Here is a 17,156-nt window from a genome sequence, read left to right on the forward strand (position 1 = left end):
TGTTGATTCGCCAATCAATCAAAGGCGGGACTAGAACAGTCCCTTCATCCCACTGACGCCGGGCTCATAAACAACACCCCGTTCAGTCACAATCGCATCGATCAGGTTCGCAGGGGTGACATCAAAGACCGGGTTGTACACATCGATGCCCGGCGGAGCAATCGGTACTCCCTGAACCTGCAGCAGTTCACGCCCTTCCCGCTGCTCAATCGGAATATCCCGCCCAGACGCAAGTTCCATATCCACGGTACTCGCGGGGGCCACCACCATAAACTTTACCTTATGGTATCGAGCCAGCACCGCCAGGCTGTAGGTTCCGATCTTGTTCGCGACATCGCCGTTGGCGGTGATGCGATCCGCGCCGACAATGACCCACTTCACCTCACCCTGCGCCATGATCGCAGCGGCCGCGCTGTCCGCATTCAGGGTCACCGGGATGCCCTCCCGGGCCAGTTCCCAGGCGGTTAGCCGACTGCCCTGAAGCCAAGGCCGGGTCTCGTCCGCGTACACCTGAGTCAGTAGTTTTTTCTCATGTAAATGACGGACAACACCCAGGGCCGTCCCGTAGCCGCCGGTTGCCAAGGCCCCGGTATTGCAGTGAGTCAGTACGGCAAACGGTGCAGTCTGATCCATCACCCCAAGTGCGTGTTCGGCCATGGCCAAATTGGCCGACAGGTCATCCTCATGCAGTCGTATCGCCGTCTTCGCCAAGCGTTCAGCGGCCTGCCCCCGGGTGCTGCAGGCGTCCAATACGTTTCGCATCTGGCGCAATGCCCAAAACAGATTGACCGCCGTCGGCCGAGATTCCGCCAATTCAGTCATCGCCTCCTCTATGGCCTCCCGCCAGCCGTTTGATGACGACTGCAGGGCGGCCAGAGCGACGCCATAGCCGGCACTGATGCCAATTGCAGGCGCCCCGCGAACCACCATGTCACGGATGCTGCTGGCAACACTGGATGCGTCGTGGTGTGACAACCAGGATTCCTCCGCCGGCAACACCCGCTGGTCCAGCAGGTCCAGACGATCCCCATGCCAACGCATGGCAACCGTGCCAATGGCGCGGTTTCGATGGGACGGCGAGACAGGCTCAGACATGCGTCAACTCCACGGGTATGAGGGGAAAGCCGCCAGTATAACGGTTTCCAGGTGGCATGGATCAACATCCGAAACAACCGAAGCGGCTCATCATCCACCATTATGGTCTAAAGGGTGGTCGCTCCGCGGGTGGGTCGTTATACTTTCACCTCTTTTAACCAGGCCCAAAGGCTGAGTGCATGACTGCTGAAACCATTGTCGCTGTTGACACCAGAATCAATGCGCGCTGGGTAATACCCATTGAGCCGGCCGGCGTTGTCCTTGACCATCACGCGGTTCTGCTTCAGGGCGACCGCATTGCCGCCGTTGTGCCACAGTCGGAAGCCGACCAGCATTATCGGGCTCGGCAGACCCTGGATCTGAGCAATCACGTGGTCATGCCGGGGCTGATTAATCTGCATGGCCATGCAGCCATGTCACTGTTTCGTGGGCTGGCCGACGATCTTCCACTGATGACATGGCTGAACGACCACATATGGCCGGCGGAGGGCAAGTTCGTCAACTCAGAATTCATCGCCGACGGCACCCGGCTGGCGATTGCGGAAATGCTGCGGACTGGCACCACCACCTACTCCGACATGTACTTTTTCCCCGAAGTCGCCGCCGACATTGCCTACGACACCGGCATTCGGGCACAAATCTGTTTTCCATTGCTGGACTTTCCCACTATGTGGGGCAGTGGCCCGGACGAATACCTGGCCAAGGGCACCGACCTGATCAACCACTGGCAAGGCGACTCCCGAATCATGCCGGCGATTGGCCCCCATGCACCTTATACCGTATCCGACGAGCCGCTGCGGCGCGCCATCCAACTGGCGTCCGACACGGGTGTGTCGGTACAGCTACACCTGCATGAGACCGCTTTTGAGATAACCGACGCGCTGGACAAGACCGGTCAGCGCCCGATAGAGCGACTGGACAAGCTCGGCCTTCTCACGTCAACCACCCAATGCGTCCATATGACCCAAGTGGATGACAGTGATATTCAGCGCCTGCAGTCTTCCGGCGCCCATGTCATTCATTGCCCGGAGTCCAACCTGAAACTGGCCAGTGGATTTTGCCCGACCCACACCCTCGCCCAGGCCGGAATCAACGTCGCCATCGGCACCGACGGCGCCGCCAGCAACAATGACCTCGATCTGTTCGGCGAGCTCAACACCGCCGCCATGATCGCCAAGGCAGTGGCCAGCGATGCTTCCGCACTGTCCGCTCATCAGGCACTCGCCATGGCGACCATCCAGGGCGCCCGGGCACTCGGCCGCGAACACGAACTGGGGTCGCTGGAAGCGGGCAAGCTGGCGGACGTGATCGCCGTTGATCTGAGCGACCCCTTCCTTCAGCCTGTGTATGATCCCGTGTCTCATCTGGTGTACAGCAACCATGGCCGTCAGGTGAGCCACAGCTGGATCAGTGGCGTACCTCAAGTTCAGGAGGGGCGACTGACCCGTATCGATGTGCCGGACCTGATGCTGCGGGTATCGGCCTGGGCGAATCGTATTCAGCCAGGCAAGTCGGGATAGGACTTACCTGGCGCTCTTACCCTATACTTTTTCAGACCCTTGCAGGCGGAAACCGGATCATGAGTGACCAGAACGTAGACCAGAATGAAATTGCCAAGTTTGAGGCTTTGGCCAGTCGTTGGTGGGACCCCAGCAGCGAATTCAAGCCGCTGCATGACATCAATCCCCTGCGCCTGAACTACATTGATGAGCGTGCGCCACTGGCAGGCCGGAAAGTGCTGGATGTGGGCTGCGGCGGCGGCCTGCTGTCTGAAGGTATGGCACAGCGTGGCGCCCATGTAACGGGTATCGACATGGGCGAAGCACCGCTGTCCGTTGCCAAGCTGCACGGCCTGGAATCGGGCATTGCCGTCGATTACCGTCAGACCACGATAGAGACGCTGCTCGAAGAACCCGGGCAAGCGGGTCAATACGATGTGGTCACGTGTCTGGAAATGCTCGAACATGTTCCAAACCCTGCCTCCGTCATTGACGCCTGTGCCCGGATGCTCAAACCCGGCGGCTCTTTGTTTGTCTCAACAATCAATCGCAACCCCAAGTCATTCCTGTTTGCCATCGTCGGGGCCGAATATGTCCTGAAAATGCTCCCCAAGGGAACCCATGAATGGCGCAAGTTCATCCGGCCCTCCGAAATGTCCGACTATTTGCGCAAAGCGAATCTGAACGTGCAGGAACTGACTGGCATGACCTACAACCCGGTCACCAAGATCTACAAACTTGGACGCGATGTGGATGTAAATTACATGATGCACGCTACCCGTGAGGCCGCCGAATCGTGACGTCACCGTTATCCACGGTCCTGTTTGATCTGGACGGCACCTTGCTCGATACCGCGCCAGATTTTATCCGTTGCCTTAATCAGCTCCGGGAACAACTGGGGGCACCCCCGCTGGCGCCGGAGGTTATTCGCCCGGCGGTTTCAAGCGGAGCCAGAGCCATGATCCAGGTCGGCTTTGGGCTGACTCCGGACGATCGCGACTACGCTGCGCGGCATGCTGCTTTTCTGGATCTTTACGAAGCGGGCGTCGCGGAAGAAACCCGACTGTTTCCGGGCATGGGCGACGTGCTCGACTGGCTTGAACAACACCGGATTCCCTGGGGCATCGTGACCAACAAACCGGTGCGATTCACCACACCACTGCTGGCCGGTCTGGCACTCGGCTCACGGTGCGCCAGCGTTGTCTGTCCTGACCACGTTGAACAACGTAAGCCACACCCGGAATCCTTGTACCTGGCCTGCCAGCAAATGGGCGTCGATGGCCGGCAAGGCCTGTATGTTGGCGACCACCTTCGGGACATCGAAGCCGGACGAAGCGCCGGCATGACCACCGTTGCAGCCCGCTATGGCTATGTGGACGGCGCGGACCAGGTCGAGAGTTGGCACGCCGATCATGTGGTGGATTCCGCACCTGAACTGACCGCCCTGCTCGACCACTTGCACACGCCTTAAAATCAGACCTGTTTCTGTTCTCGCCAGGCGTTACAATACCGCATCGGAAACTCGCTATAAACGTCACCCCGGAGACTGTATTTATGCACGATTACCAAGCACCGGACGCTTTGCTGAAGGACCGCATCATCATGGTAACCGGCGCCGGCAGCGGCATTGGCCGCACGGCAGCGAAGACCTACGCCGCCTACGGCGCCACCGTTATACTCCTGGGCCGGACCACCTCAAAGCTCGAATCGGTTTATGATGAAATCGAAGCTGCGGGGCATCCCAAGCCGGCCATTGTGCCAATGAACCTTGAAGGCGCTGCGGTCAAAGAGTACGAAGAGATGGCCATGACTATTGAAGATAATTTTGGCCAACTTGACGGTATCTTGCACAACGCCGCGGTGTTGGGGCAACGCACACCGGTGGAGTTTTACGACCCGGAAACTTGGAATCAGGTCATTCACGTCAACGCCACTGCGCCGTTCCTGTTGTCTCGCGCCCTCATTCCGCTGTTGCGAAAATCATCCGATGCCTCGGTTATTTTTACGTCCTCGGGCGTCGGGCGCAAAGCAAAAGCTTACTGGGGAGCCTACGCCGTCTCCAAGTTCGCACTTGAGGGCTTAAGCCAGTTGTTGGCCGATGAACTGGACGATGAACGCCACAACGTCAGGGTTAACAGCCTGAATCCGGGTGCCACCCGCACCAACATGCGTGCCCATGCCTACCCGGCCGAGAACCCAAACACCAATCCGACGCCGGAAGCATTGATGCCGATCTACCTCTATTTGATGGGGCCGGATAGCCAGGGGATCACCGGCCAGCAAATCGACGCACAGCCTAAATAATGGAACTTAGGTTTTTCACCACCAGCCATTGCCAGCTCTGCGATCTGGCTGAGGCCCTGTTGGTTCAGACGCCGTTGCCTGAGCCCGTGCCAGTGGATGCGATCGACATCGCCCAGTCAGAACAATTGGTGGCGCAATACGGCACCCGAATCCCCGTCCTCCGACGAGAGGACACGGGTGCCGAACTGGACTGGCCCTTCGACCAGGTTCAGTTGCTGAACTTTCTGCAACGCTGATCCGGCGCCGGCCGCTGTCGTACATGACGGTTGCCGTAAGCCATCGAAAAACCAAGTATTGAGTGAGGACAAGCTGACATGTTGATGGTTATTTCCCCTGCAAAAACGCTGGACTATGAATCTCCGCTGGCGACTCAAAAACATACTCAGCCCCTGTTCCTGGATGACGCCTGTGAACTGATCGACCAGCTCAAAACGCTGGAGCCCTACCAGGTCAGCAACCTGATGCACATCAGTGAAAAGCTTGGCCACTTAAATGCCGAACGGTTCAATCGCTGGCACACACCGTTTACCCAGGACAACGCGCGCCAGGCACTGTTGGCGTTCAAAGGCGACGTTTATACCGGGCTTGACGCTGGCAGCTTCGGGGAAGACGACTTTACCTTCGCCCAGCAACATCTGCGCATACTTTCAGGGCTCTATGGCCTACTGCGACCGCTTGACCTGATGCATCCTTACCGCCTGGAAATGGGCACCAAATACCCCAATCAGCGGGGCAAGGATCTTTATGCGTTCTGGGGCGCGACGCTCACCAACGCCCTCAGTACCCTGCTTGCCGAGGACGACGGTGTGCTGGTCAATCTGGCGTCGAACGAATACTTCAAGAGCGTCAAGAAGTCTGCTCTGGATGGCCGTATCGTCACACCGCAATTCAAGGACTGGAAAAACGGTCAGTACAAGATGATCAGCTTTTACGCAAAAAAAGCGCGCGGTTTGATGTGCCGTTATGCAATCCAGAATCGCATCACCCAGGCCAGCGACCTGAAAGGCTTCGACCTTGAGGGTTACCAATTCAGCGAAGAACAATCCAACGGGGACACCTGGGTGTTCCTTAGAGATGAACAGTAGCCATATCAAAGCGTCACTAACCGGAGTCACGAATGAGTGAAGCTGTGTTTTCCCAGATTGCCATGGCCGTGCTGCTCACTGCACTGATCGGCTTCATGGGCTTTATCGTCTGGGATCTTGCCAAAAAATCCAAAGCAGGCCGCTTCGGGACGATCGCCATGTTCATCGTTCTCGGTGCGGGCGTGCTGGGTTTTGTTATCAAGACCGTTCTCGTTGAAATCTTGCAAATGTGACCCTTTGAAGGTCATCACCAGTGTTCCAATTATTCTGAACTGCCATTAACAAGGATCGACTGCCCATGTGGTTTCGCAATGCCCGCGTTTTTCGTTTCACCAAACCGTTTGATATCAGTGCCGAAACTCTGGAAGAAAAGCTTCAGGAAGGGGTATTCAAGCCCTGCGGCCCCCAAGAGACTGTGCGCCAAGGCTGGGTACCCCCGCTGGGCAAGCACGGCGAACAGCTCGTGCACAGTTCCAACGGCTATCACCTGGTCACTCTGCGTAAAGAAGAAAAGCTACTGCCCGGCTCCGTCGTCAAGGAACTGCTCACCGAGCGGGTGGAAATGATCGAAGCCGAGCAACACCGAAAAGTACCTAAAAAAGAAAAAGACGAAATTAAAGACCAGATTCTGCTGGAGATGTTGCCCCAGGCATTCTCCAAAAACCGACGCTGTTACGCCTACATTGCCCCCCAGGACGGCGTGCTGGTGGTTGACGCCGGCTCGGCCAAGCAGGCGGAAGACCTGGCCTCCAATTTGCGGAAAAGCCTCGGCTCCCTCCCCGTGCGGCCCCCCGTTGTGGAACAGGCGCCCGCCTTTACCTTCACCGGCTGGCTCAACGAATCCATTGATCTGCCCGCCGCGCTGGCACTGGGCGATGAGTGCGAACTGAAAGACCCCAGCGAAGACGGCGGTGTGGTTCGTTGCAAAGGACTGGAACTCCAAGGCGATGAGATCCGCAACCACTTGAATGCCGGCATGCAGGTGACCAAACTCAGTGTGGCCTGGGACGACAACCTGACCTTTGTACTGGATGAGGAACTCGGCATTCGTCGGCTCAAGTTCGGCGATACACTGCAGGACCAGTTGGATGACGTGGATTCTGACGATGCCGCCGCTCGATTTGATGCGGCGTTCTCACTGATGACGCTGGAACTGGCACGGTTGATTCCGGGATTGCTGGACGCCTTGGGTGGCGAAGATCGCTCAGCGATTGTCGACAGCGAATAAACCCGCACAGACTGCCCTGACACCACGCAGACAAACGCCGTGACTAGCTGGTGGGATTCAGGCGCTCTCGTTGCCAGTCTTTCTCCGGCTCGTTTAATACGAGCCGGAGATCCATCACCTCTTCTTCCCGGTTGTACTGCACCTCAAATCCCAGCCGCTCCGCCAAACTCAGCATGGGGCGGTTGTCAGGCAGTACGTTGCCAATCATCTCTACAGTGCCACGGGCGCGACAGTAATCGATCATCTTTTGCATCAAGATCAGGCCCAGGCCCTCGCTCTTCATGTTGTCATGCACCATGACGGCGAATTCACATTGCAGATTATCAGCGTCCGTCCAGACTCGAACCGTTCCGAGCGTTTCCACACCCTCCTCATCTTCTTTCGGAGCGTTGGCAACAAACACCATTTCCCGGTCGTAATCAATTTGAACCATCTGGGCAACGTCTTCACGGGAGAAATGCTTGCGATATTGGAAAAATCGGTAGCGAATGGAGTCCGGTGACTGTAACTCATGGAAGGCACGATGCGCGGGTTCGTCCTCGGCTCTTGCAGCCCGCAGAATCACCCGTCGGCCAGACCTGGGCAGCACCAACCACTCTTCCAACTCACGGGGATAGGGCTGAATAATCGGGCGACCCGGCTCGGTTGATAAGTCGATGGCAACGTCCACTGCCACCGCACCATAATCGTTGAACAATAACGGCAGAATTTCCAGACCCCGGATCTCGGGAATGTCGATCACAATCTGCGACAACGTCACCAACGTTTCAGCGATGGCACGGATATCCTCTTCCGGGCGTCGGCTGTATTCTTTCAGCAGCTTGTACATATAGGTTCGCCGCAACAGCTCACGGGCCAGCACCATATTGAGCGGCGGTAACGCAATCTGCCGATCCGAGATTACGTTGATATAGGCACCTGCGGCGCCACAGACCACCAGCGGACCAAACTGGGCATCCCGGGTAATGCCCACACTGAACTCAATCCCGCCCACATGCTTGTAGGTAAACTGCACGGCAAAACCAATGAAACCGCTATCGGGATAGGCCTGCTGATATTGCTCCACCAGCATTTTGCACGCATCCAATATCGCCAACTCACTGTTCAGTGCCTTGGCCGTCGACTGGCTGCGGGGAAGACCGGCTTTGTGTTCCATGAACGGATGGCAGGCCAGCTCGTGAACCAAGGTGACGTCGATCGGTCGGCGTTCAACCGAAAAAATCTCAAGCACTTCCTCGGCATTGGCACAGTAGTGTGTTTCAACGGTACTGATCCCGTAGTCCCGGATAACCGTTCGCGCTTCCTGACCGGTCAAAAGATCCCGCCCCGCGCGTAAAGCATTGACCACCAGTTTGCGCGTGGAGGTGCGGTCCGCAAAGTGGTCCGTAAAAGACTCCGGCGTCTCTGCTAGCAGACGCTGCACACGCTGGTGGTTGATGTGTTGCATAAAGGCTTTCACCGCTTTCTCTGGCGAGAAAAACGACGGGATCCCGGCCCGGTAGAACTCATCGCGCGCGTCCATCACCGTGCTCTGACCCAGCCAGCAGGTGAAGACATTAAGCCGTGTCCCTTTTGCCGCTTCCACCACCGCATCAGCAATTTGAAGACTGTCTTCCGTCAAGCTGGGTGCATACATCACCAGGACATTGGCCACGCTGGGGTCACGAGCGAGGACGCGGATAGCGTCACCATAGAGTTGAGGCGAGGCATCGTAGTTCAGATCAATCGGATTTTTGCGCGTCCAGTAGGGCGGGAGAAGTTCGGCCAGTGCCGCGATGGATTCCGGCGAAAGTTGGGCCAGCTCACCGCTCTCGGACGATAAGCGGTCAACCGCCAACACCCCCGGCCCGACTCCATTGGCCATCACCGCCAGCGATTCCTGTCGTAGCGGTCGCATACGCGTCAATGTTTCAAGGGCATCAAACATCTGCCCCAGGCCATCGACCCGCAAGACCCCGGCGCGCTGCAGCATGGCGTCAAAAATAGGGTCACTGTGGGCAATACCGTCGGGTAATGCGTAGGGAAACCATTCCGACTCCGGTACCCGACCGCTTTTTACCGCAATCACCGCCTTGGTCCGCGAGGCGACCCGCACCGCGGACATGAAACGTCTTGGGTTGGGAATGTTCTCAATGTGCAGCAAAATAGCCCGGGTCTGACTGTCCTGAGCCAGATAATCGATCAAGTCGTCGAGATCGATGTCCATGCCATCACCCAGGGTCAGGAAGTACGAAAACCCCACCCCCCGCGCAAATGCCCAGTCGATGAGTGAGCTGGCAACGGTGCCGGACTGACCAATAAAAGCCACTTTGCCTGGAATAACACCCATATGGGCATACGTCGCATTCAGACTGCGGCCGGGGACCATCAGGCCAATGGTGTTTGGCCCGAGCACGCGCACACCGGTTTCCCGAGCAGCATCCCGCACCGAGTACATTAACGGCTGGCCGGTCTTGCTGTGCGCTCGTGACATCCCACCGGTCATCACGATCGCGGTTCGCACACCGGCCTGACCCAGCTTTCTGATCAGTTTGGGTACCGTCTCCGGTGGCGTACAGATTATGGCCAGGTCAGGACAAAAATCCATCCGCGATACTCGCTTAACACAAGGCACACCGTGTACTGACTCATACTCTTTCTGGTTGATGACCAACAACCGCCCGGAAAAACCACCACCCAGCAAGTTGCGCAACACCATTCCACCCAGATTGGAGGCGCGTTCAGACGCACCGACAATCGCAATGGACTCGGGGTTGAACAGACTTTCAAGGTACCGGGTGCCCAATTCAGGCCTCCTTTGGTGGCGGGGTACTCAAGCAATGGTCTCAGGGGGCGCTGGCATGAAGGTAATTCAGCGGCGTCGGCCCGGCGCCATCATGTCTCTATCTTAGGCCCTTGCGTGCCGATGTAAAATGCCACGATGCCGCAGGTGGACCTTTTATCGACTAAAGAAACACGGCAGCTAATACTGAACCCTGATAAAATTGCCACAATACAATCACAACAAACATCAAACCGTCCATTTGGCCGGTATTGAAGCGGATGTATTATGACCACTGCCTTGTTCTCGCACGATGACTGCCAGAAACACGATATGGGGGCTGACCACCCCGAATCCCCGCAACGGCTGGCCGCCATCATTAGCTACCTGGGGAGTACCGGACTGGAGCAAGAACTCGACTGGATAAAACCGGAAGAAATCACGCGGGATCAATTGCTGGCAGTGCACCCCGAACGCTACCTGCACCAACTGGACTTGATGCAGCCCACCCGGGGCCGCATTTTTACTGACCCGGACACGGCCATGATGCCGGATACGCTAAGAGCCGCCAGGCTCGCTGCTGGCGCGAACGTCGAGGCCGTTGACATGGTCATGAGCGGCCAGATAGACAATGCGTTCATCTGTGCGCGACCACCGGGCCATCATGCTGAGCGTTCCAAATCCATGGGTTTTTGTTTTTATAACAATATCGCCCTGGCTGCCGCTCGAGCACTGAACTTCCATGGCCTGGAGCGCGTGGCCATTGTCGACTTCGATGTCCATCAGGGCAATGGCACCGTTGATGCCGTTCAGGGCGACGAACGCATTCTGATGTGCTCCAGTTTTCAACACCCGTTTTACCCCCACTCCCATGTGCACCTGCAGGCTGACAATATCGTGAACACGCCCATAGCCGCGGGCACTTCAGCACTGGAGTACCGAAAAACCGTCGAATCACAATGGTTACACCGGCTACAGGACTTCAAGCCACAGCTGGTGCTGGTGTCCGCCGGTTTCGACGCCCACAGGCTGGACCCGCTTGCGGAACTGAACCTGGAAGCGGACGATTACCGGTGGCTAACAGACATGTTGACCAGCGTCGCGCATGATCATGCCCATAATCGCTTGGTGTCGACACTGGAAGGGGGGTATCACTTGCAGGCGCTGGCCCAGAGCGTCAATGCCCATCTTGAGGGATTGATGGCACATTAGGCTGGAGACGCGGGTCAACCGTTCGCGTCACCGGCGTAGCCGTTATCTGCACGCTGTAATTCCGGCCGTTCACCCTGCCGCTGCAATCGAATGGTGGTGCGCCGGTTGTCCGCCGCCCGCCTGGACATGGGGTATTGGTCGCCGTGGGACCGGACAGTGAGCCGCTCTGCCGGAATACCCCGCTCCATCAAATACGCGGCCACCGCATTGGCCCGTGCTTCCGACAGTGCCCGGTTGTTAATACGACTGCCAGATCGGTCAGTATGGCCGTCCACAAAAACCCGCTCCACCGTCGGGTCAGCCTGGACATACAGTACGATCAAATCCAGCCGCTCGTAATCGGAGGGGGACAATGCAACACTGCCCGCACCAAACGGAATCCGCGACCGCTTGATCTGGTCATAGTTAACCGGCAACAAGCCCGAAACGCATGCCCGGTAGCCGTCCAGCAATCTGGAAAAATTAATGTTTGAAAGAATGACACGAATGGCTTCATCGCTGTACCAGGCCTGGCGCGTCACGGTCGGCGCCATGCCCGCGATCAGGCCAGTCATCAATTGCATGGACCGGCGTGCATCGAGGGTAACCGGACGATTGCTGCTTTCCACATACACGGCTCCGAGCGCCCGCGGTGCAACGCCGGGGCGCCAAACGGGCGCCTCGATCACCAGACGGCCCTCACCCGGGCGCATGAGTTGGCTGTCGGATTCCAGGTAGAAGGCCAAATCTTCCCCCGCTCGGTGGTGAAAGACAGCTCGGCCATAGCGGGGCACCTCGTGGGTCAGCGAACAATCAAACACCGACTCCGACAAATACCAGCGGCTGTTTTCAATACCGGCACCGTAACTTCCCGCCATCACGGGGTAGCTTACAGTTGCCAGTGTCAGTGACATCATCGCTGCAATGGAGAATGCTATTTTCATGGCCTGCCATCCGGTTCCTGAACAAAAAAGCGATGCGGTGTTACCCTTCAAAGCGGTTAACGGCCACTTCAATCGATTCTTTAGGCCCCACTGGCAACCAATAGAAAACCGCTTCTGGTATACTCTCGCCAATCGAGATACCACCGCTTAGACCTGTTCAGGCTCACACCCTGGCCGGAAGCGTTTACACGACTGTGACCAGGAACTGCTGCTGCATGACCGAGCGACTGACCCTAACCCGCCCTGATGACTGGCATCTCCACGTCAGGGACGGCGATGTTCTGGCGGACGTAGTCCCCGCTACCGCCCGATGTTTTGGCCGGGCTATCATCATGCCCAATCTGACACCCCCCATCACCACCGCTGGCGAGGCACAGGCCTACCGCGAGCGGATCATGACGGCGCGAGGCCCCTTTCAGGCATTCAACCCGCTGGTTACGTTGTACCTTACCGAGCAAACAACCCCCCAGGACATTCGTGACGCTCAGGCGGCCGGTATTGTGGCCGCCAAACTCTACCCTGCGGGTGCGACCACCAATTCGGCCTCAGGCGTCACTGACGTGATCAAGATCTATCCGGTGTTGGCCGCCATGGCCGATTGCGGTTTGCTGCTGCTGGTGCACGGCGAGGTCACTGACCATGACATTGATATCTTTGATCGCGAAAAGGTCTTTCTTGAGCGCGTATTGGCCCCCATTTTGGACCAGTTCCCCGCTCTGCGTGTTGTTCTGGAACACATTACCACCGCCGATTCTGCCGACTTTGTGCGAAGCCACAGCCGCGGCAACCTTGGCGCCACCATCACACCTCAGCACTTGATGTACAATCGTAACCACTTACTGGTGGGTGGCATTCGCCCCCATCTGTATTGTTTGCCTATTCTGAAACGGCAGCGGCACCAGCAGGCGCTCCAGGATGCTGTGGTCAGTGGTGATCACCGGTTCTTTCTCGGCACCGACTCAGCTCCCCACAGCCGCGGCCGAAAAGAAGCAGCCTGCGGCTGCGCAGGTTGCTATTCTGCCTTCGGTGCCATTGAGCTCTACGCCGAGGCCTTTGAAGACCTTGGCGTTCTGGACAAGCTTGAAGCATTTGCCAGTTTGAACGGCGCCGATTTTTACGGTCTGCCCCGAAACACCGACACCATAACGCTGGTCAAAGAAACCTGGTCTGTACCTGAAAGGTTGCCTTTGGGCAGCGAAGACATTGTGCCTTTGCGGGCTGGCGAGACCATCCGCTGGCGCCTGGCGCCCACGCCCGATCAAATCCAAGGAGTTTGAGTGACTGACGAAACAAACCAGCCGTCCCCTATGGCGGGCCGCTTTCGCGGATTCCTGCCGGTTGTGGTAGACGTCGAAACCGGCGGATTTAATGCCCGCACAGACGCTCTACTTGAAGTGGCAGCCGTCATTCTTGAAATGGGCGACGATGGTTTGTTGCACCGCGCAGAGACCGTTGTGCAGCACATTGACCCGTTTGATGGTGCCAATCTGGAGCAGTCAGCGCTGGACTTTACGGGTATTGACCCATGGGACCTGGAGCGGGATGCCGTGCCCGAGCATGAAGGCCTCAACGAGGTATTTACCGCAATCCGCAAAGCTGTGAAAGCGCAGGGCTGCAAGCGTGCAGTGCTGGTGGGCCACAATGCGACCTTCGATCACAACTTCCTGTTTGCCGCGGCAGAACGCGCCGACATCAAGCGCAATCCGTTTCACCCTTTCTCGACGTTTGACACCGCCACTCTGGCTGGCCTGGCCTATGGTCATACAGTGCTGGCGCAGGCGTGCAAACTGGCCGGCATCCCCTTCAACAACAAAGAAGCTCATTCTGCTGCCTATGACGCGGAAAGAACGGCCGATTTGTTCTGTGGCATTGTTAATCGGTGGAAGGAACTGGGCGGCTTCCCTCCCCCGGTGATCGAGACCGAAAACAGCTGAAGCTTTCGCGACACCCGGCCATCGTACGACTTTACCGTCAAGGGTTGTACCACCGGGTTGCTGCAAACATAAAAAACCCCGCATCAAGCGGGGTTTTTTATGCGGTGGTCAAATTACAGACCGCCAGCATTCTCTGACAAGTACTTGGCAACACCCTCAGGGGATGCATCCATACCTTTGTCGCCTTTGGTCCAGCCTGCTGGGCAGACTTCGCCGTGCTCTTCGTGAAACTGGAGAGCGTCAACCAGACGCACCAGCTCATCGATGTTTCGGCCCAGCGGCAGATCGTTAATGATTTGCGACCGCACAACGCCTTTCTTATCGATCAAAAAGGCACCACGGAAGGCCATACCACCTTCGGACTCCACATCAAACGCCTTGGCGATGTCGTGGTTCATATCCGCGGCCATGGTGTAACGAACCTTACCAATGCCGCCTTTATCTTCTGGCGTGTTACGCCAAGCGTTGTGGGTAAAGTGCGAATCAATGGACACGCTGATGACTTCGACACCGCGCTCTTCAAAGGCATCCATGCGCTTATTCAGGGCAATCAGCTCTGAAGGACACACGAAGGTAAAGTCCAGGGGATAGAAGAAAAGGATCGCAGGCTTACCTTCGATGGCTTCAGCCAGGTTGTACTCATCGACGATTGTGCCATCGCCCATGACCGCCGGTACGGTGAAATCCGGAGCAGGTTTACCTACTAATACGCCCATAATGCAATCTCCATTTGGTCTTTGATAGAAGTCATAAAAAAATCGGGCGAGAGCCCGACGTTAGGAATTTGTTTAACGTTCATATTGTGGTGCCGAAAGAATGAAATTCAAGCGGTTATAAGCACTATTAACCGATTGTAAGCACCGTCAACGGGTAGCGGGCCCTGTCAACGAGCTGTGGATATTTTAGACACGGAGAGGTGGCCGCGCTTTGACGCAGCCACTGGCATGAGGTATCCGAGTTTTCGGTTGTGGTTGTGGTTGTGGTTGTGGTTGTGGTTGTGGTTGTCACCGTCGCCTGCCAGGTAACGATCGTCCGGGGCAAACGCAAAAGGAGGACAGGCGCAACGCACCTGCCCACCTCCCAGGCACACTACCAGTATATACCCCGCAAGATGGCAGCAAACGCCACCTGCTCGGTGGAGACACGAGGCTTTTCACCTTTCCGAACGCCGCCAACGGCGGGCGTGTCCGGGAACATCCGATAACCGGTGTTCATCACGATCTCACCCATTTTTGGCGCCAGTGCGTGCAGTACCTGGGCAAAGATGCCCAAACGCGTTGCCACGCGCTTTGGACGATACACGATAGCATCCGCGATCATGTCCGCCGCCTCCTCGGGCGTCAGCGTTGGAACCGAATCGTAGATCTTGGTCGGTGCGATCATCGGTGTTTTCACCAGCGGCATGTTGATTGTGGTGAAATTCACGTTGTAATCCGACCACTCGGATGCCGCACAGCGGCTGAACGCGTCCAGCGCCGACTTAGAGGCCACATAGGCTGAAAAGCGTGGCGCGTTGGTCAACACACCGATCGATGAAATATTGATCACATGACCGCGACGGTTTTCAAGCATATTGGGCGCAAAGCCCATGATCAGGCGCACTGAGCCGAAATAGTTAAGCTGCATGGTGCGCTCAAAATCGTGGAACCGATCGAAGGACAACGCCAGAGAACGGCGAATCGACCGGCCCGCATTGTTCACCAGCACATCTACCTGGCCGTGATTATCCAGTACCGTCTTAACAAACCGATCACAGTCTTCCATGTCCGAGAAGTCACACTGATAGGCATGAATACTGGCACCTTTGGCCTCCAGTTCCGCCGTCACCTCATCCAGTTTGGATTGCGTACGCGCACCAATGACCAGAATCGCGCCGGCTTCCGCCAGTTTGTGTGCCGTTGCCAGACCGATGCCAGACGTTGCGCCGGTGACCACACAGACACGGTCTTCGACGGAACCCCGCAATGTGCGGTCCTTGAACAGGTCCGGGTCAAGATGACGCTCCCAGAAGTCCCAGATGATCGGCGCATAGCTGTCCAGCCGCGGCACGCCGATGCCGGTATCCTTCAGGACACGTTCCGTTTCGCGGGCATCGAACCGGGTCGGGTAGTTTATGAACGACAATACCGAGGGCGGAATGCCCATATCGTCCAGGATTGCACCGGTCAGACGCTTGACCGGGGGTAGGTTTTTCACACTTTGCCGGATGAAGGGCGGAATAAACCCGAACATTCTCGAATCAATACGCATGGCCATGCGCGGTGCATGCCCTGCTTCCGCAAAAATATTGAGAATCTCGCCCACTTTGTAGGGATCAGAGTCCACCAGATGGAAGCAGTTGCCGTCCTCACCTTTCAGGTGCGCAATGTGGTCCATGGCATTCACAACAAAGTCCACTGGCACCAAGTTTAAGCGGCCGCCCTCAATACCAACTGTCGGCACCCACTTCGGAATGGCGTTCCGAATTTTCTGAATCATCTTGAAGAAGTAATACGGACCATCGACCTTGTCCATTTCACCGGTCTTTGAATGGCCAATCACCATGCCGGGGCGATAGATACGAAAAGGCACCGAACAGGCCTCGCGCACCACCTTCTCCGATTCGTGCTTGGTTTTCAGGTAAGGATGGTCAAGCTTCTCTGCTTCTTCGAACATATCTTCGCGGAAGGTGCCTTTAAACAGGCCAGCGGCCGCAATTGACGACACATGGTGGAAACAGCCGGCATTCATGGCCGCAGCCGCATCCACGGCATTGCGGGTGCCGTCGATGTTGGTTGCTGCCTGGGCCTCCTCGTCAGCGCCCATGTCATACACAGCAGCCAAGTGAAACACATGGTCCACGTTGCCTTTCAGGGCTTTCAACGTTTTTGCGTCCAACCCCAGATTGGGTTGCGTCAGATCGCCTATCACGGCCTTGACCTGATCGTCACTGGCACCCCAGCGTGCGCGGAGCGTGTCGAGCTTACCCTGAGATTGCTCCCGAACCAGAACATGGACGGTACCGCCTCTGGCCAGCAGTTTCTCCACCAGGAACCGACCGATAAACCCAGTTCCACCCGTCAAAAAATAGTTCATGAATACTCCATCCTACTTGTCATTGTAATGTCCTGCGTTC

The 17,156-nt window shown here is 57.0% G+C and carries 16 protein-coding genes; 11 read left to right on the forward strand and 5 right to left on the reverse strand.

The window, feature by feature from the left end; translation table 11 throughout:
• Positions 1-30: 30 nt before the first annotated feature.
• Positions 31-1,095: an S-methyl-5-thioribose-1-phosphate isomerase gene (mtnA, locus tag GRX64_RS18110; RefSeq protein ID WP_166269353.1), complete on the reverse strand. Its 1,065-nt coding sequence runs from the start codon at positions 1,093-1,095 to the stop codon at positions 31-33.
• A gap of 179 nt (positions 1,096-1,274) precedes the next feature.
• Here mtnA and GRX64_RS18115 point away from each other — a divergent pair, with 179 nt between their 5' ends.
• The 8 genes from GRX64_RS18115 (at position 1,275) to rdgC (ending at position 7,211) form a co-directional block, all read left to right on the forward strand.
• On the forward strand, positions 1,275-2,615 hold the full coding sequence (locus GRX64_RS18115; RefSeq protein ID WP_166269355.1) for a TRZ/ATZ family hydrolase: 1,341 nt from the start codon (positions 1,275-1,277) through the stop codon (positions 2,613-2,615).
• Positions 2,616-2,674: 59 nt separating this feature from the next.
• The gene (ubiG, locus tag GRX64_RS18120) at positions 2,675-3,394 is read left to right on the forward strand and encodes a bifunctional 2-polyprenyl-6-hydroxyphenol methylase/3-demethylubiquinol 3-O-methyltransferase UbiG (protein WP_166269357.1); all 720 of its coding nucleotides are present in this window, start codon (positions 2,675-2,677) and stop codon (positions 3,392-3,394) included.
• Positions 3,388-4,065: an HAD-IA family hydrolase gene (locus tag GRX64_RS18125; RefSeq protein ID WP_166269524.1), complete on the forward strand. Its 678-nt coding sequence runs from the start codon at positions 3,388-3,390 to the stop codon at positions 4,063-4,065. Before ubiG ends, GRX64_RS18125 begins: the two co-directional genes overlap by 7 nt.
• 83 nt (positions 4,066-4,148) lie before the next feature.
• Positions 4,149-4,898: a YciK family oxidoreductase gene (locus GRX64_RS18130; protein WP_166269359.1), complete on the forward strand. Its 750-nt coding sequence runs from the start codon at positions 4,149-4,151 to the stop codon at positions 4,896-4,898.
• Positions 4,898-5,134: a glutaredoxin family protein gene (locus GRX64_RS18135; RefSeq protein ID WP_166269361.1), complete on the forward strand. Its 237-nt coding sequence runs from the start codon at positions 4,898-4,900 to the stop codon at positions 5,132-5,134. Before GRX64_RS18130 ends, GRX64_RS18135 begins: the two co-directional genes overlap by 1 nt.
• 78 nt (positions 5,135-5,212) lie before the next feature.
• Complete coding sequence (gene yaaA, locus GRX64_RS18140; protein WP_166269363.1) at positions 5,213-5,983, forward strand: peroxide stress protein YaaA; 771 nt, start codon at positions 5,213-5,215, stop codon at positions 5,981-5,983.
• Between the two features lie 32 nt (positions 5,984-6,015).
• Positions 6,016-6,216 carry a DUF2788 domain-containing protein gene (locus tag GRX64_RS18145; RefSeq protein ID WP_166269365.1) on the forward strand — a complete coding sequence of 67 codons (201 nt, stop codon included), beginning with the start codon at positions 6,016-6,018 and terminating at the stop codon, positions 6,214-6,216.
• Between the two features lie 65 nt (positions 6,217-6,281).
• On the forward strand, positions 6,282-7,211 hold the full coding sequence (rdgC, locus tag GRX64_RS18150; RefSeq protein ID WP_166269367.1) for a recombination-associated protein RdgC: 930 nt from the start codon (positions 6,282-6,284) through the stop codon (positions 7,209-7,211).
• Positions 7,212-7,254: 43 nt separating this feature from the next.
• On the opposite strand, the gene GRX64_RS18155 is transcribed toward rdgC, so the two are convergent.
• Entirely contained in the window at positions 7,255-9,996 is a 2,742-nt protein-coding gene (locus GRX64_RS18155) for a bifunctional acetate--CoA ligase family protein/GNAT family N-acetyltransferase (protein ID WP_166269369.1), read from the reverse strand.
• A 264-nt stretch (positions 9,997-10,260) separates the two neighbouring features.
• Here GRX64_RS18155 and GRX64_RS18160 point away from each other — a divergent pair, with 264 nt between their 5' ends.
• The gene (locus tag GRX64_RS18160; RefSeq protein WP_166269371.1) at positions 10,261-11,184 is read left to right on the forward strand and encodes a histone deacetylase family protein; all 924 of its coding nucleotides are present in this window, start codon (positions 10,261-10,263) and stop codon (positions 11,182-11,184) included.
• A 14-nt stretch (positions 11,185-11,198) separates the two neighbouring features.
• Here GRX64_RS18160 and GRX64_RS18165 read toward each other — a convergent pair whose 3' ends face one another.
• A complete protein-coding gene (locus GRX64_RS18165) occupies positions 11,199-12,107 on the reverse strand; it encodes a flagellar protein MotY (RefSeq protein WP_166269373.1) in 909 nt (302 codons plus the stop codon).
• A 215-nt stretch (positions 12,108-12,322) separates the two neighbouring features.
• Here GRX64_RS18165 and pyrC point away from each other — a divergent pair, with 215 nt between their 5' ends.
• Positions 12,323-13,384, forward strand: a complete 1,062-nt coding sequence (pyrC, locus tag GRX64_RS18170) for a dihydroorotase (protein ID WP_166269375.1) — start codon at positions 12,323-12,325, stop codon at positions 13,382-13,384.
• Positions 13,385-14,041 carry a ribonuclease T gene (gene rnt, locus GRX64_RS18175; RefSeq protein ID WP_166269377.1) on the forward strand — a complete coding sequence of 219 codons (657 nt, stop codon included), beginning with the start codon at positions 13,385-13,387 and terminating at the stop codon, positions 14,039-14,041.
• A 113-nt stretch (positions 14,042-14,154) separates the two neighbouring features.
• Here the strand turns inward: rnt and GRX64_RS18180 are convergent, their stop codons facing one another.
• Together GRX64_RS18180 and GRX64_RS18185 are read right to left on the reverse strand one after the other, a co-directional pair.
• A complete protein-coding gene (locus GRX64_RS18180) occupies positions 14,155-14,757 on the reverse strand; it encodes a peroxiredoxin (protein WP_166269379.1) in 603 nt (200 codons plus the stop codon).
• A 373-nt stretch (positions 14,758-15,130) separates the two neighbouring features.
• On the reverse strand, positions 15,131-17,116 hold the full coding sequence (locus GRX64_RS18185; RefSeq protein WP_166269381.1) for an SDR family oxidoreductase: 1,986 nt from the start codon (positions 17,114-17,116) through the stop codon (positions 15,131-15,133).
• Between the last annotated feature and the right edge of the window lie 40 nt (positions 17,117-17,156).

Source organism: Marinobacter caseinilyticus, from assembly GCF_011074955.1.
In the GTDB taxonomy this organism is placed as follows: domain Bacteria; phylum Pseudomonadota; class Gammaproteobacteria; order Pseudomonadales; family Oleiphilaceae; genus Marinobacter; species Marinobacter caseinilyticus.